This window comes from Actinomadura verrucosospora, from assembly GCF_039540335.1.
Lineage (GTDB): Bacteria > Actinomycetota > Actinomycetes > Streptosporangiales > Streptosporangiaceae > Spirillospora > Spirillospora verrucosospora.
The window spans coordinates 48,887-64,193 of record NZ_BAABEV010000029.1; the positions used below are offsets into that span (position 1 = coordinate 48,887).

15 protein-coding genes are annotated in these 15,307 nt (G+C 74.2%); 7 read left to right on the forward strand and 8 right to left on the reverse strand.

Translation table 11 applies throughout. The features are described from left to right. Positions 1–86 precede the first annotated feature (86 nt). The 3 genes from ABD944_RS27230 to ABD944_RS27240 all read right to left on the reverse strand — a co-directional run bounded on the left by ABD944_RS27230 (position 87) and on the right by ABD944_RS27240 (position 1,483). A complete protein-coding gene (locus tag ABD944_RS27230) occupies positions 87–608 on the reverse strand; it encodes a DoxX family membrane protein (protein WP_345181354.1) in 522 nt (173 codons plus the stop codon). Positions 609–695: 87 nt separating this feature from the next. After that, entirely contained in the window at positions 696–1,070 is a 375-nt protein-coding gene (locus ABD944_RS27235; protein WP_345181357.1) for a ferredoxin reductase domain-containing protein, read from the reverse strand. Beyond that, positions 1,037–1,483 (reverse strand): globin domain-containing protein, encoded by a 447-nt coding sequence (locus ABD944_RS27240; RefSeq protein WP_345181359.1) that lies wholly within the window; start codon positions 1,481–1,483, stop codon positions 1,037–1,039. The genes ABD944_RS27235 and ABD944_RS27240 overlap by 34 nt, the downstream gene beginning before the upstream one ends. Before the next feature lie 244 nt (positions 1,484–1,727). Between ABD944_RS27240 and ABD944_RS27245 the strand changes: the two genes are divergently transcribed. Together ABD944_RS27245 and ABD944_RS27250 are read left to right on the forward strand one after the other, a co-directional pair. Further along, positions 1,728–2,615: a DMT family transporter gene (locus ABD944_RS27245; protein ID WP_345181362.1), complete on the forward strand. Its 888-nt coding sequence runs from the start codon at positions 1,728–1,730 to the stop codon at positions 2,613–2,615. After that, a complete protein-coding gene (locus ABD944_RS27250; protein ID WP_345181365.1) occupies positions 2,612–3,481 on the forward strand; it encodes a DMT family transporter in 870 nt (289 codons plus the stop codon). Before ABD944_RS27245 ends, ABD944_RS27250 begins: the two co-directional genes overlap by 4 nt. On the opposite strand, the gene ABD944_RS27255 is transcribed toward ABD944_RS27250, so the two are convergent. Further along, positions 3,459–4,532 (reverse strand): MGDG synthase family glycosyltransferase, encoded by a 1,074-nt coding sequence (locus ABD944_RS27255; protein WP_345181367.1) that lies wholly within the window; start codon positions 4,530–4,532, stop codon positions 3,459–3,461. The two genes, ABD944_RS27250 and ABD944_RS27255, sit on opposite strands and share 23 nt — an antisense overlap. 29 nt (positions 4,533–4,561) lie before the next feature. On the opposite strand from ABD944_RS27255, the gene ABD944_RS27260 reads away from it, so the two are divergent. From ABD944_RS27260 to ABD944_RS27280, 5 genes are all read left to right on the forward strand, one after another. Then, on the forward strand, positions 4,562–5,293 hold the full coding sequence (locus tag ABD944_RS27260; protein ID WP_345181369.1) for a polysaccharide deacetylase family protein: 732 nt from the start codon (positions 4,562–4,564) through the stop codon (positions 5,291–5,293). 209 nt (positions 5,294–5,502) lie between these two features. Continuing rightward, a complete protein-coding gene (locus ABD944_RS27265) occupies positions 5,503–5,703 on the forward strand; it encodes a hypothetical protein (protein ID WP_345181373.1) in 201 nt (66 codons plus the stop codon). After that, on the forward strand, positions 5,696–6,679 hold the full coding sequence (locus ABD944_RS27270; protein WP_345181376.1) for a polyprenyl synthetase family protein: 984 nt from the start codon (positions 5,696–5,698) through the stop codon (positions 6,677–6,679). The genes ABD944_RS27265 and ABD944_RS27270 overlap by 8 nt, the downstream gene beginning before the upstream one ends. Further along, positions 6,672–7,814, forward strand: coding sequence for an oxygenase MpaB family protein (locus tag ABD944_RS27275; RefSeq protein ID WP_345181378.1), 1,143 nt, complete (start codon positions 6,672–6,674; stop codon positions 7,812–7,814). Before ABD944_RS27270 ends, ABD944_RS27275 begins: the two co-directional genes overlap by 8 nt. Positions 7,815–7,910: 96 nt before the next feature. Continuing rightward, positions 7,911–8,486 carry a hemerythrin domain-containing protein gene (locus ABD944_RS27280; protein WP_345181382.1) on the forward strand — a complete coding sequence of 192 codons (576 nt, stop codon included), beginning with the start codon at positions 7,911–7,913 and terminating at the stop codon, positions 8,484–8,486. 42 nt (positions 8,487–8,528) lie between these two features. Here the strand turns inward: ABD944_RS27280 and ABD944_RS27285 are convergent, their stop codons facing one another. The 4 genes from ABD944_RS27285 to ABD944_RS27300 all read right to left on the reverse strand — a co-directional run bounded on the left by ABD944_RS27285 (position 8,529) and on the right by ABD944_RS27300 (position 15,304). Then, a complete protein-coding gene (locus ABD944_RS27285) occupies positions 8,529–9,206 on the reverse strand; it encodes a response regulator (protein WP_345181384.1) in 678 nt (225 codons plus the stop codon). After that, positions 9,203–11,749 carry a DUF4118 domain-containing protein gene (locus tag ABD944_RS27290; protein WP_345181388.1) on the reverse strand — a complete coding sequence of 849 codons (2,547 nt, stop codon included), beginning with the start codon at positions 11,747–11,749 and terminating at the stop codon, positions 9,203–9,205. The genes ABD944_RS27285 and ABD944_RS27290 overlap by 4 nt, the downstream gene beginning before the upstream one ends. A gap of 118 nt (positions 11,750–11,867) precedes the next feature. Beyond that, entirely contained in the window at positions 11,868–14,402 is a 2,535-nt protein-coding gene (locus ABD944_RS27295) for a sensor histidine kinase (protein WP_345181390.1), read from the reverse strand. Between the two features lie 2 nt (positions 14,403–14,404). Then, positions 14,405–15,304: a potassium-transporting ATPase subunit C gene (locus ABD944_RS27300; protein ID WP_345181502.1), complete on the reverse strand. Its 900-nt coding sequence runs from the start codon at positions 15,302–15,304 to the stop codon at positions 14,405–14,407. Between the last annotated feature and the right edge of the window lie 3 nt (positions 15,305–15,307).

Here is a 15,307-nt window from a genome sequence, read left to right on the forward strand (position 1 = left end):
TGGAACGCCCGGTAATGCGCGAGCGCCTTCCGAGGGGTCAGGACGGGCCGGCCCCTCAGAAGGCGCTGCCTTCCGCCTCCTCGCCGTCAGCGGAGGAGGGAATGACGGCGGATCACCGGGAGCCGTTCCCAGAACCGGCCGAGCCCGAGCGTCCTTCCGGCGTCGGCGAGCGCGGCGGCGATCAGCAGGGCGGCGTAGATCCAGTGCATGTCCATGAAGGGATTGGTGTCCGGCCACAGGGACGCCGCCCACAGCATGACGAGCAGGACGGTGCCGCCGATCGCGGCGAGGCGGAGGCAGATCCCGAGGAGCAGCGCGACGCCGAGGCCGCCGAGCCCGAACATGAACAGGGCGTCGACCCACACCTTCCCGGCCATCGCGTGGAAGACCTCCTTGAACGGGCCCTCGGCGTGGCTGAGAAAGCCCTTGGACGGCGAGACGCCGTCCAGCCAGCCCTTCTCCGTGGGTTTGCCGAGGCCGAAGAGCTTGTCGACGAAGGCCCAGAGAAAGGTCCAGCCCAGGAAGAGCCGTCCTGTCGCGAGGGCGTAGCGGGCCGGGTGAACGTTCGCCGCGGGCGGAGAGGGCCGCAGAGATGTCTGTACGGACATGAGGAGTCCTTGGGGCGGGGGGCTATTAATAATTAAGTTTCCTATTCAATGTCCTGCAATGCAAGAGATCTTTCAGACTTTCATTCCCTAGAACCGCGTACTACTCGGTTCACGCCCGATAACGCATTCGATTCGCTTTAACGAACCATTCCAGTGCAGTTCGATAGGCGGCCGCCACCGCGCTCCGGACGGCCGGCGGGCGACGTCGATCCGACCGGGCCGGGCGTCCGTGGTCCCGTCCGGGTCCTCGTACCAGGTCAGCTGCCGGAAGTCGGTCGTCCTGGCGCCCGCCTCCGCGATCTGGCGCCGCAGGGCGCGGGTGCGGGGGCTCCGGTCGGCGTGCACGGCCAGGACGGGGCGGCCCGGCTGCTCGGCGGCCAGGTGGTCGATCATCGCGGCGACCGGGGTGATGCCGATCCCCGCGCTGATCAGGACGAGGGGGTCGCCGTCGTCCTGCTCCACCACGTCGCCCGCGGCGACGTGGTGGAGCAGGAACGTCGAGACGGCGCCGCCGGGTCGCAGGCGGCGTCCTGGTACAGGCGGGCCTCCTCCGCGATCAGCAGCGCCGCGAAGAGCCAGTACACCTCGGACCAGGCCGCGTGCACCTCCGGCGTCACCGCGTCGCCGAGCACCTTGGCGACCGCGTCCATCAGGTGCCGGCCCACGATCGTGTACTGCTCGGGGCGGATGCCGAGCGAGGCGTGCTTGTGCGCGATCCGCGAGAGAATCTGCTGGAAGGGGATGGACGACTCCTCCGTCACCAGGTGCGCGGCGAACATCGCGGCGTAGAACTCGCCGGTGATCGCGGTGCCGTTGGCGGCGACGCCGGGCAGCGTGGCCCGCACGATGGCGGCGTGGTCGGACGAGAGCAACACTGGGTCAGGTGCACGGGTTGATCATTATTTGAATCGGAATCCGAAGTCTGATTTATCCCTGTGGGCATCGCCTCGGAGCCCGCCCGCATGGCCATGACGTGCGGCGACGCCGGGAGAGCGGCGGGCGGCCTCCACCAGGAGCCGACCTCTCCGGAGTTTTCGGCCAGGTCCAGAGTGCCGATTCGGACACCCCGACCGGGGTAGGGACCCGCGCGGGAGTCACGGCGGGAGATCGTGGACGAGGATGAGCCTTCTCGGGATGGTCGTCGCGGTGGCGGCAGCGTGTCTCATCGGCCTGGGGTTCGTGGCCCAGCAGCACGCGGCCTTCCAGGAGCCGCTCGGACGGATCCTGCATCCGAGGCTGCTGCTGGACCTGCTGCACAGCCGGCTGTGGCTGGCGGGGATCGCCCTGATGATCGCCGGTCAGCTCGTCTTCGCGTTCGCGCTGGACCTCGCCGGCGTCGCCCAGGCCACGCCGGTGCTGACCGTCAACCTCGTCTTCGCCCTCATCGCCGCGCACGTGATCTACCGGGAGCCGTTCGGCGTCCGGGCGCTGCTGGGATCGCTGATGCTCACCGGCGGGGTCGCGCTGTTCCTCGGCGTCGGGCGGCCGCACGGAGGCGCGCCGCCCGGGACGCTGTCCTTCCGGTGGATGAGCGGAGCGGTCGTGCTGGCCCTCGCCGCGCTCGTCGCGGTGGGGGGAGGCCACCGGGACCTGCGCGTCCGAGCGATGCTGCTCGCCTCGGCCGCCGGACTGCTCTTCGGGCTCCAGGACACGCTGACCCGCAGCGTCGTGCTGCTGTTCGGCGCGGGCGTGGCCGACGCCTTCACGACGTGGCAGCCCTACGGCCTGGTGTTCATCGGAGCGCTCGCACTGCTCTTCGCTCAGAGCGCCTTCGACGCGGCGCCGCTGCGCATCTCGCTGCCCGCCAGCACCGCGGCCGAGCCGCTGACCGCGATCGCGCTGGGTGTCGCGATCTTCGGCGAGAGGATCCGGCTGTCCACCCGCGACCTGGCCCTGGAGGCGCTGGGGCTGGCGGGCATGGTGGCGGGCATCGTCGTCCTCGGCCGGTCGCCGTACCTCGGCAAGCCGGGCGAACTGACGTCCAGGGACGGAGGCGGAGGTCAATGATCGCCGTCATCCTCAGCCTGCTGGGCGGCGCGGCCAACGCCCTGGCGTCGGTGCTCCAGCGCCGGGCCGCCAGGTCCGCGCCCGAGGCCGACGCCTTCAAGCCGTCCCTCATCCTCGACCTGCTGCGGCAGCCGCTCTGGCTCGGCGGGGTGGGCGCGCTCATCGCCGCGTTCGTCTTCCAGGCCGCGGCGCTGTCGATGGCGGGCCTCGCGCTGGTCCAGCCGCTGCTGGCCTCGGAGCTGCCGTTCACCATGATCCTCATCGCCTTGATGCCGCCGCGCGGGCTGCGCCAGGTCCCGTGGACGGGGGTCGCCGTCCTCACCGCGGGCCTGGCGGCGCTGCTCATCGCCGCCTCCCCCAGCGAGGGCCTCGGCACGCCGGGGCCCGGCGAGTGGATCATCGCGACGGCCGCCACGGTGGGATGCGCCGCCGCCCTGGTGGCGGCGGCGTGGTCCATCCGCGGACCGTTCCGCGGCGTGCTCCTGGGCGTGACGACGTCCCTGGGCTTCGCGCTGACGGCCGCGTTCATGAGGACGGCCACGCGCGCGTTCTCCGACGGGGTCGTCGCCGTCCTGACCTCCTGGGAGCTGTACGCGATGGCCGTGGCGGGGGCGGCGAGCCTCTTCCTGCTCCAGAACGCTCTGCAGAGCGGCAGCCTCGTGGCCGTGCAGCCCGCCCTGACGGTCACGGACCCGGCCGCCAGCATCCTGCTGGGCGTCGGCCTCTTCGACGAGAGCATCCGGACCGGTCCGTGGATCGCCGGGGAGGTCCTCGGCATCGCGGCGATCCTGCTCGGCAGCGCCATCATCGCCCGGTCCCCCCTGCTGCACGACGAGCGCGCCGTCACCCCAACGCGGCGCGAATGACGTGATCGGCCCGAGCGGCGTCGAACAGGGCGTCCACCCGGCGTTCCCGGGCCCGGCGCGCCCGCTCGTCCCCGAGCCCGTCCAGCACGTCGAGGAGTTCGGCGGGCGACCGCGCGAGAGCGCTCAGGCCCGCCCGCGCCATCGCCTCGGCGCCGTCACGCCCGTGGCCGGGGATCGGCCGGTAGGAGACGACCGGCAGCCCGCACGCGAACGCCTCCCTGCACGTCTGCCCCGCCGCGTTGTCGACCAGCGCGTACGCGCCCGACATCAGGCCGGGCATGTCGTCCCGCCAGCCGAGGGCGTGCCCGGTCCCGCCCTCGCGGACCCGGGCGAGCAGCCTCCGGTTCCGCCCGCACAGCACGACCGGGAAGTACCGGCCGGACGCCGCGAGCCCGCGGGCCGTCTCGGCCACCCCGCCGATGCCCCAGGCGCCCGCGGAGATCAGCACGATCCGCTCCCCGGGCCGCGCGCCGACCGCGCGCCGCAGCCGTCCGCCGTCGTCCGCCCGCCGGAACCCGGGCCGCACCACGGGGGCGACGCGGGCGACCGGACATCCCGTCCGATCCGCGACCGCGCGGGCCGAGGCCTCGTCCGGGCACAGGTAGCGGTCGTTGCCCGGGTGGACCCACATCCGGTGGGCGGCGAAGTCGGTCACCAGCACGAGCGACGGGACCTCCAGCCGCCCGCGCAGGCGCATCCACCCCGCGGCCTGCGCCGCGACATGGAAGGTCGACACCACCGCATCCGGCGGCAGCTCCGCCGTCCGCCGCTCCAGCCCCCTGGCGATCAGCAGGGTGAGCGGCGAGGCGGGCGGCGGGCGCGGCGCCACGAAGAAGACCTGGTAGATCCACTCATACAGCCACGGCGCCCCGCGGAGCATCGCCCCGTACATCCGCCTGAGCCCGTGCCCGAGGCGCAGCGGCACCAGGTCCAGCACGTCGACGACGCACACCTCCACGCCCCACGGCGCGATCCGGCGCGCCAGTTCCCCGGCGACGGCGTCGTGGCCCGCTCCCATGGCGGCCGAGAGGATGAGGACTCGTTTGCCCATACGATCGATCCCCCTGTGAAACTGGTCCCATGTCGCACCTGACGCGGGCTCTCGCCGGGGTCCTCCTGGCGCACGCCCTGCCCGCCGCGACCTGGCTTCCGCCCGTCCGCCTCCTGACCCCCCGGCTCGCCGGCCGCGGCGGAGCCCGGCATGTCGCGCTCACCCTGGACGACGGGCCCGACGCGCGCTCCACGCCGCTGTTCCTTGACGAGCTGGCCCGTCTCGACTGCCACGCGACCTTCTTCGTCCTCGGCGCGATGCTCCAGCGCGACCCGTCCCTGGGCCGGCGCATCGTCGCCGAAGGCCACGAGATCGCCGTCCACGGATGGCACCACGGCAACGCCCTGAGGTCCCGCCCCGGCCGCGTCTCGGCCGAGGTGCGCCGCACCGTCCGCCTCATCGAGGACGTCTGCGGCGCCACTCCCTCCTGGTATCGCCCCCCGTACGGCGTCCTCACCGCCGAGGCCCTCTTCGCGGCCCACCGCGACGGCCTGAAACCCGTCCTGTGGACGGCTTGGGGCAAGGACTGGACGGCCTCCGCGACGCCCCGTTCCGTGCAGGCCACGCTCTCCCCCGGCCTGGAGGGGGGCGCGACGCTCCTCCTGCACGACAGCGACGCCACCTCGGCGCCGGGCGCGTGGAGAGCGTCCCTCGGCGCCCTGCCCGGCGTGGTGGCGACCTGCCGCGCCGGCGGCCTGACCGTCGGCCCGCTGCGCGACCACGAGGTGTACTCCCCGAGCACGTCACCTGGTCACTCATAACCAGACGCCGCCCGTCCATGCTGGCGCGCGGGTCGGGCCCCGCATCGCAACGGCCGGGGAGTGACTATTCCGTTGTGCGGCGGCGAGGCAGTCCTGCCATCCCGTTTCGGGGGTGACCCACCGCTTTCCTGATATCACTGACTGCGACTACAAGGGAGCGGAAGGTGATGATGGCGGAGTTTGACGGAAGAGCCGGTTCGCGTAACGAGGTGCTCTGCCTGGCGGCCGGGGTCGCCGACGTGGTGGCGGAGGGGTTGCGGGGCCTGACCCGGCGCATGCCCGGTCCGGCGGAGGTGCGGCAGGAGCTCCGCGCACGCGGTGAGCTGGCGCTGCGGCGCAACGGCGCGGCTCCGGAGGCGCACATGGAGATCCTGGCCCGTCAGGCCGCCGCACGGCTCCAGGATGGCTGACCTTCGGACCCGCGTCGACCGGGCGCTGGAGGAGTTCGTCGAGGCGGAGGTCGCCGAGCTGCTGGCCCTGGACGGCGAGCTGGCGCCCGTCGCCGACCAGTTGCGCGTCTCGGTCGGCGGGGGCAAGCGGATCCGCCCGGCGTTCTGCTACTGGGGGTGGCGCGCCGCCGGACAGCCCGACACCGACGCCGCCGTGCGCGCGGCGGCGGCGCTGGAGCTGGTGCACGCCGCGGCGATCGTCCACGACGACGTCATCGACCGCAGCCCGATGCGGCGCGGGCGGCCGAGCGCGCACGAGCGGCTCGGCGACGGCCTCGCCATCATGGTCGGCGACCTTCTGGTGGCGTGGGCCGCGCAGCTGTTCCACTCCTCGGGCCTGCCGCGGGCCTTCCTCGGCCGGGCGGTGCCGCTGTGGACGGCGATGGGCCGCGAGCTGGTGGCGGGCGAGTGCCTGGAGATCCTGCGGACCGGGGCGGCGCCCGACGTGGCCCGCTCGCTGACGATCGTGCGGTTCAAGACCGGCTCCTACACCGTCGAGGGGCCCGTGCGGATCGGCGCGGTGCTGGGCGGAGCGGCCGCGCCGACCCTGGACGCGCTGGCCGCCTACGCCCGGCCGCTCGGCGAGGCGTTCCAGCTGCGGGACGACCTGTGGGGCGTGTTCGGCGACCCGCGCCGGACCGGCAAGTCGCCGCTGGACGACCTGGCCGGCCGCAAGCCCACCGCCCTGCTCGCGCTGACCCTGACCGAGGCGTGCGAGCCCGACCGCCGGCGCCTGCGGGACCTGCTGGACGGACCGCTCACCCCGGCCGGCGCCGCCGAGATCCGGGAGATCATGCTCCGCGCCCGGGCGCCGCACCGCGTCCGGCAGATGATCGACGAACGCGCGCACGCCGCGCGCGCGGCGCTCGCCGGCTTCCGGCCCGACGCCGCCGACGCCCTGGCCCAACTGATCAGCGAGGTGACCGCCGATGACTGAGTACACCGACCGGTACATGGACGCCCTGCGGCTGAAGGGCGACCCGCTCGCCGACGCGACCGTCGAAGCGCTGTTCGGCGGCGGGCAGGTGGGCAGGTACAACACCCTCATGCGCTGGTTCACGACCTCCGGCCAAGCGCTTCCCGACGGCCTGCCCGACGCGGCGCGCGACTACCTCGAGGCGACGGCGACCCCGCCGGACTGGGTCGACTGGGGCGTCATGGAGCAGGCGCGGCAGTTCTTCGTCGACAACGACGTGCACGTCTCCACCGCCCTGTCGTTCGCGGCGATGCCGGCCTGCTACGTCGTCCCGCACGTGGCCAGGCTCCTGTCGGCCACGCACTCGCTGGCCTACCCCTCCCGCCGCATGGCCGAGACCGGGCAGTTCACCGTCTACCTCATGCGGCCCGACGCGTTCCAGGCCGGCGGGCGGTTCCTGCCGGCGGCGCAGAAGGTCCGGCTCCTGCACGCCTCCATCCGCCGCCACCTGAGGGAGGAGAACCGCTGGCCCGAGCCCGTCGCGATCTGCCAGGAGGACATGCTCGGCGGGCTGATGATGTTCAGCATCCAGGTCCTGGACGCCCTGCACCGCATGGGGGTCCACATCACCGCCGAAGGCGCGGACGCCTACTACTACGCCTGGCGCGTCGTCGGCACGATCCTCGGCATCGACCCCGCGACCATCCCCCCGGACCTGGAGGCGGCCCGGGAGTTCTCCGACCGGTACATGGTGCGCCACATGGGCCCCTCCCCCGAGGGGGCGCACCTGACCCGGCAGCTGATCGACATGTACGAGGAGGTCGTCCCCGGGACGCTGCTCGACCCGATCGTGCCCGCGCTCATCCGCTACCTCATCGGCGACACGTCCGCGGACTGGCTCCAGGTCCCCCGCTCGCGGTTCGACTCCTTCATCGGGCTCGCCCCGGCCCTGCTGGGCGCCCTGGAATGGGTCGAGGACCGCGGGCCGTGGGCCGAGCACATCTCCGACCGGCTCGGCCACCTGGTCACCATGCTGGAACTGTCCTCCCTGACGCGCGGGCGCGTCATGCACTACGCCATCCCGCAGGAACTCAAATCCGACTTCGGGGTCCCCTCGAAGAACGCCCGCTGGACACCGCCCGGCCCCGCCCTCTGACCGTGCGCGACCGGCGTCCGGCGTACCGGGGAGGATGTTTCGACGGCGCAAGAGGGGCAGGGGCCAACCATCGCCGTCGACTCTCCAGGGGGGAAGATGAGTGAGCGATCAGAAGCCGCGCCCGGCGACGTCGTCGACCTCCTGCTGAGGCAGCACTCGGAGATCCGGCGGCTGTTCGACCGGGTCGAGGCCTCCGCCGGGCACGAGCGGGCCGAGGCCTTCGACCGGCTGCGCCGGTTGCTGGCCGTGCACGAGACCGCCGAGGAGGAGGTCGTGCACCCCTTCGCCCGCCGTCACATCGATCGGGGCCAGGACGTGGTCGCCGCCCGCCTGGCCGAAGAGAACCAGGCCAAGCAACTCCTGTCGGACGTCGACTACTTCGGCCCCACGAGTTCCGACTTCCTCCAGCGGCTCGGCGACCTGCGCCTGTCCGTCATGGACCACGCCCGGCACGAGGAGGAAGAGGAGTTCCCCCAGATCCGGCGGCATGCCACCGAGAAGGATCTGCGCAGGATGGCCACCGCGGTGAAGGCCGCCGAAGCCGTGGCCCCCACCCGGCCGCACGTCGGGTTCGAGTCCGCCCCCGCCAACCTGGTGGCGGGGCCGTTCGCCGCCGTCGCCGACCGCACCCGGGACGCGATCCGCAAGGCCGTCGGCAGGCGGCAGGGCTGAGGAACGGCGGAAACCGGACGGTCCTCGCCGCGCCGTCGCGGGTCAGGGCTCGAAGCGGTAGCCCATGCCCGGCTCGGTGATCAGATAGCGGGGGCGCGCCGGGTCGGGCTCCAGCTTGCGGCGCAGGTGGGCGAGGTAGACGCGCAGGTAGTTCGTCTCCTTGTCGTAGGCGGGACCCCACACCTCGTGGAGGAGCTGCCGCTGGCCGACCAGCGCGCCGGGGCTGCGGACCAGGACCTCCAGGATGTTCCACTCGGTGGGCGTCAGGCGGACCTCCCGGCCCGCCCTGGTCACCCGCTTGGCGCCCAGGTCGATGGTGAAGGCCCCCGTCTCCACCACGGCGGCGGCCGGCTCGGCCGGGGCGGCCCGGCGGACCGCCGCGCGGAGGCGGGCCAGGAGCTCGTCCATGCCGAACGGCTTGGTGACGTAGTCGTCGGCCCCCGTGTCCAGGGCCCGGACCTTCTCCTCGGAGGCGTGCCGCGCGGAGAGAACGAGGATGGGGACGTTCAGCCAGCCGCGCAGCGCCTGGATCACTTCGACGCCGTCCATGTCGGGCAGCCCGAGGTCGAGCACCACCACGTCCGGCCGGCGCCGGGCGGCCAGGTCCAGGGCGGTGCGGCCGTCGGGCGCGGTGTCCACCTCGTAGCCGCGCGTCCGCAGGTTGATGCGCAGCGCCCGGACGAGCTGCTGCTCGTCCTCGACGAGGAGTACGCGCGTCACCGTGGCCCCCCGTCCTCGCCGCCGGCCGCGGAGCCGTCCCCGCACGCGCCGGCGGCCGGCAGCGCGAAGACCATGGTGAGGCCGCCTCCCGGGGTGTCCTCGGCCCGCAGGGCGCCGCCCATCGCCTCGGTGAACCCCCTGGCCACGGCCAGGCCCAGCCCCACCCCGGTACCCCGAGGCGAGTCCCCGAGGCGCTGGAACGGCGCGAAGATCTGCTCTTTGGCCGCCTCCGGCACCCCCGGGCCCCGGTCCGCGACCCTGATCTCGACCCGGTCGGGCCGCACCTCGCCGGCCCGCAGCGTGACGGCGCCCGCGCTGTGCCGGACGGCGTTCTCGACCACGTTGGCCAGCGCCCGCTCCAGCAGCCCGGCGTCGGCGAGGACCGGCGGGAGCGTCTCCGGGACGTCCACCTCGACGCGGCCGGCCGGGACGCCCTGGAGGGCGGGCGCCACCACCTGCTCCAGGGCGATCGGCTGGGTCAGCGGGGAGACGGCGCCCGTCTGCAGGCGGCTCATGTCGAGCAGGTTGCCGATGAGGCCGTCGAGCCTGTCGGCCGACTCCTCGACGGTGGCCAGCAGTTCGGCCTCGTCCTCGGGGTCCCAGTCGACGTCGGTCTGGCGCAGGCTGCTCACCCCCGCCTTGATCGAGGCCAGCGGGGTGCGCAGGTCGTGGGAGACCGCGGCGAGCAGCGCGGTACGGATCTTGTTGCCCTCGGCGAGGCGCCGCGCCTGTCCGGCCTCCTCGGCCAGCCGCCGCCACTCCAGCGCGGCGGCGGCCTGGGACGCGAACGCCGACAGCACCCGCCGGTCCGCGGCGGGCAGGACGCGCCCGCGCAGGGCCAGCACGGTCTCGCCGCTCCGGTCCGCGCCGACCCTGGCCTGCGCGTCGGCCCGGTCGGGGTCGGGGCACGGGTCGGAGCCGGTCGACCCCAGGACGGTCCAGCCGTCCCCCGCCCGCTCCAGCAGCGCGACCGAGGTCACGCCGAAGGTCTCGCGGACCCGCTCCAGCAGGGCGGGCAGCGCCTTCTCTCCGCGCAGCACGCTGGTCGCCAGCATGCTCAGGGTCTCGGCCTCCGCGCCGCTCTGCGCCGCCTGCCGGGCTCGGCGCGCGGCCAGGTCGACCACCGAGGCGACCGCCGCCGCCACCCCGACGAAGATCACCAGCGCGAGCGCGTTGTCGCGGTCGCCGATGGTGAGGGTGTGGAAGGGCGGGGTGAAGAACCAGTTGGCCAGCAGGCTGCCCAGCACCGCGGCGGCCACCGCCGGCCACAGCCCTCCGGCGAGGGCGACTCCGACGGCCAGCACCAGGTAGAGCAGGATGTCGATGACCAGGCCGAACCGCAGGCCCGTCCCGGCCAGCAGGGCGGTCAGCGCCGGGGGGCCGGCGAGGGCGAGCGCCCAGCCCGCCCCTCTGCGCCGGCGGCTCAGCGCCGGGCCGCTCGCGCGGGTGGCGCCGGCGCGCCTCCCGGCGTGCTCGTGGCCGACGATGTGGACGTCGAAGTCACCGGACTCCCTGGCCACGGCGCTCCCGATCCCGTGAGCGAGGATTCGCCGCCGACCGGAACGGCGCCCGGCCCCCACGACGAGCTGCGTGGCGTCGACGCCGCGGGCGAACTCCAGCAGCGCCGTCGCCACGTCGTCGCCCACCACCTGGTGGAACGTCCCGTTCATGCTCTCCACCAGGGCGCGCTGGCGCGCGACCGCGGCCGCGGAGCCCTCGTCGAGACCGCCGCTGCGCACCACCCGCACGGCGAGGAGGTCCGCGCGCCCGGCCCGGGCGCCCATGCGGGCCGCGCGGCGGAGCAGCGCATCGCCCTCCGGGCCGCCGCCCAGCGCCACCACGATGCGCTCGCGCGCCTCCCACGGCTCGGTGATGCCGTGCTGGTCGCGGTAGCGGGCCAGCCCCTCGTCGACGCGGCCGGCCACCCACAGCAGCGCCAGCTCGCGGAGGGCGCTGAGGTTGCCCGTCCTGAAGTAGCCGGGCGGCAGGGCGGCCTCGTCCGGCGCGTGGACGTTCCCGTGCGCGAGCCGCCGGCGGAGCGCCTCGGCGGTCATGTCGACCAGCTCGATCTGGTCCGCCCGCCGGACGACCGCGTCCGGGACGGTCTCGCCCTGCCGGACCCCGGTGATGCCCTCCACGACGTCGCTGAGCGATTCCAGGTGCTGGACGTTGAGGGTGGAGACCACGTCGATGCCCGCCCGCAGGAGCTCCTCGATGTCCTGCCACCGGTGGGCGTTGCGGCCTCCCGGCGCGTTGGCGCGGGCCAGTTCGTCGACCAGCGCGACCTCGGGACGGCGGGCGAGCAGGGCGTCCACGTCCAGCTCGGTGAGCCGCGCCCCCCGGTGGCGCGTGCGGCGGGGCGGGACGACCTCCAGGTCGCCGATCTGCTCGGCCGTCCGGGAGCGCCCGTGGGTCTCGACGAGCCCGACGACCACGTCCGTGCCGCGCCCGGCGCGCCGCCGGCCCTCGTTCAGCATGGCGTAGGTCTTGCCCACCCCGGGCGCCGCGCCCAGATAGATGCGCCATGCGCCCCGCCTGCCCATGCCGAGCGCCGCCTCCCCCTCGCCTGAATTGTCCCTTTATGAGGCCTGGCGAAATCTAGCAAAGCCCGGTGGGCGGCCCTGCGCGGTCCGTCCCCGCGGACCGGGATTTGACGCTTTCTTAACGGCCGCCGGTCCGCAGGGTGACCACCATGGTCAGCCCGCCGCCGGGAGTCTCCTCGGGAAGGAGGGTGCCCCCCATCGCCTCGGTCATCCCCCGCGCCAGCGCCAGCCCGAGGCCGACACCGGCACCGTCGCCGCGGTCGTCCAGCCGCTGGAAGGGCGCGAAGACCGCGTCCCTCTCGGACGCGGGGATTCCGGGACCGCGGTCGATCACCCGCAGCTCGACCCGGTCCGCGTGGGCGCTCGCGGTCACCGTGACGCGCTCCCCGGGAGGGTTGTGGCGGACGGCGTTGGCGATCAGGTTCGCCAGCACCCGCTGGAGCAGGACCGGATCGGCCGGCACCTCGGGCAGCCCGCCGGAGATCCGGATGCGCACCCCGGCCGCGCCGGGGTGGTCGAGGGAGGCCACGGCGCGGGGCACGACGTCCTCGACCGCCAGGGGCCGCGCGACGACGCCGAGCACGCCGGCCTGCAGCCGGCTCATGTCGAGGAGGTCGGCCACGAGCCGGTCGAGCCGCGCCAGGGACTCGGCGGCGGTGTCGACCAGTTCGTCCCGGTCCTCCTCGATCCAGGTGACATCGGGGCTGCGCAGGCTGTCCACGGCCGCCTTCGCCGAGGACAGCGGGGTCCGCAGGTCGTGGCCGACGGCGTTGAGCAGGGCGGTGCGGACCCGGTCGGCCTCGGCCAGCGGACGCGCCCGCTCGGCCTCGGCGGTCAGCCGCTGCTGCTGCAGCGCGGCCGCGGCGTGGGCCGCGAAGGCCTCCACCACCCGGCGGTCCTCGGCCCGCAGCGTCCGGCCGCGCAGCACCAGGACGAGGTCGTCGTCGATCGGGATCCCGGTCTCGCCCGCCTTCGGGGCGGTGCAGGGCGGGCCCCCGGCCGTCGACACGATGCGCCAGCGGCCCGGATCGCCCTGCGAGCCGAGCGTCCCGGCGGACTCCGGCTCGCGCTCCAGCAGGGTCACCGCCGTGAGCCCGAAGGTCTGCCGCAGGTCCTCCAGGATGTCGCGCGGCGTGCTCTGGCCGCGCAGCACCCCGCCCGCGAGGGCGGACAGGACCTCGGCCTCGGTCCGGGTCCGGGCCGCCTCGCGGCTGCGCCGGTAGTTCAGGTCGACCACGGCGCTGACGGCGGCGGCCACGACGACGTAGACCACCAGGGCCAGCAGGTTCTCCCGCTCGGAGATCGTGAACCGGTTGAGCGGCGGCGTGAAGTAGAAGTTCAGCAGGAGCGACCCGAACACCGCGGTGAAGAGCGCGGGATACAGGCCGCCGACCAGCGCGACCCCGATGACCAGGACGAGGAACAGCAGGATGTCGCTGGGCAGGGAGAACTCCCCCTGCAGGTGGTGGAGCACCAGGGTGAGCAGCGGAAGAAGCGCGGCGGCCATCGTGAAGCCCGCGGTGCGCCGCCGGCGGGTGAGGCCGCCGCGCGACGGCCGGGCCCGGCGTCCCTTGCTGACCTCCTCGTGCGTGACCAGGTGGACGTCGATCGGGCCGGAGTGGGCGGTCGTCGTCACGCCGACGCCCCGGGAGAAGAGCTGGGCGACCCGGCCCCGCCGGGAGGCGCCCAGCACCAGCTGGGTCGCGTTGACGCCCCGCGCGAAGTCCAGCAGCGCGGACGGGACGTCGTCGCCGACGACCTGGTGGTAGGTGCCGCCGAGGTTCTCCACGAGGGCCCTCTGCCGCACGAGGTGCGCGGGATCGGCGCCGGTGAGGCCGTCGCCGGGCAGGACGTGGACGGCCAGCAGGTCGGCGCCCTTGGTGCGGGCGGCGACGCGGGCGGCGCGGCGGATCAGGGTGTCGCCCTCCGGCCCGCCGGTGAGCGCGACCACGACGCGCTCCCGCGCCTCCCAGATGCCGTCGATCTCGTGCTCGGCGCGGTAGCGGTCGAGCTGGTCGTCGACCTTGCCCGCCAGCCACAGCAGCGCCAGCTCCCGGAGCGCGGTCAGGTTGCCGACGCGGAAGTAGTTGCCGAGCGCGGCGTCGACCTTCTCGGGGGCGTACACGTTGCCGTGCGCCATCCTGCGGCGCAGCGCCTCGGGGGTCATGTCGACGAGTTCGACCTGGTCGGCGCGGCGGACGACCTCGTCCGGGACGGTCTCGCGCTGCGGCACGCCGGTGATCTGCTCGACGACGTCGTTCACCGACTCCAGGTGCTGGACGTTGACGGTGGAGACGACGTCGATCCCGGCGTCCAAAATCTCCTCGACGTCCTGCCAGCGCTTGGCGTGCCGGGAGCCGGGCACGTTGGTGTGCGCGAGCTCGTCGACGAGCACGACCCGCGGGCGCCGGGCGATCACGGCCTCGGTGTCGAGCTCGGTGAACGCCGCCCCGCGGTACTCCACCGTCCTGCGGGGCAGCGTCTCCAGCCCGGCGAGCCGCTCCGCGGTCAGGGGCCGGCCGTGGGTCTCCACGTACCCCGCGACGACGTCGGTGCCGCGGGCCCGCCGCCGGTGCGCCTCGGCGAGCATCGCGTACGTCTTGCCCACGCCCGGGGCGGCCCCGAGGTAGACGCGGAGCCGCCCGCGCGTCATGATCAGCCCCTCCCGGCGCCGACGGGGTGGTCGCGGTCCAGTTCGAGGTTGAGGCGGAGGACGTTCACCACCGGCTCCCCCATGAAGCCGAGCGCACGGCCGGTCTGGTTGTGCCGGACGGCCGCCAGGACCCGCGCCTCGGAGATGCCGCGGGCCTTGGCGACCCGCGGCGCCTGGAGCCTCGCGTAGGCGGGCGTGATGTGCGGGTCCAGGCCGCTGCCGCTCGCCGTGACGGCGTCGGGCGGCACCTGCGGCCTCGCGTGCGCGCTCCCCCTGACCGGGACGGTCAGGCCCCGGGCGAGGTCCTCACCCGGCCTGGCGCACTCGACCCGGACCCCCTTGTAGACGGCCACGAAGGGCACGGCGGGGCAGGCCTGGTTGGCGCTGACGACCCGGGAGGGCTTCGGGACGGCGCCGTCGGGCGCCCGCGTCCCGAACACCTTGAGCACCGCGCCCACCCCGTCGGGCGTGCAGTACGGCCGCCCGCCGTCCACGCCTTCGAGATCGCCGACGGCCTTGCTCCGCGAGCAGACCTGGGTGAGGAGGCTCTGCCCGCCCTCGACCCCGGCGGCCGGGTCGGCGAGGGTGTCGAGGACGTCCTCGGGCCCGAGGTTGCTCGCGCCCGTCGAGGTCGGGTCGTAGCCGTCGCCTGCGGCGGAGGGGCGGCTCTGGAAGTACTGCCTGAGCGGGTTCCCCTCCTTGTCGGTGAAGGACTGGCCGATGAGCGCGCTGCCCGCGGCCCGGCCGTCGGCGGTCTTCACGATGCTCCCGTCGGCCCGGCTCTTCAGGCCCGGGAGCTGGGCGGCCGCGAAGACGGCGAGCGGGTAGGCGACGCCGAGCACGGCGGTGAGGACGAGCAACGCCCGGACCGCGGCCACGTGCCGGCGGATCCAGATTGGCATACG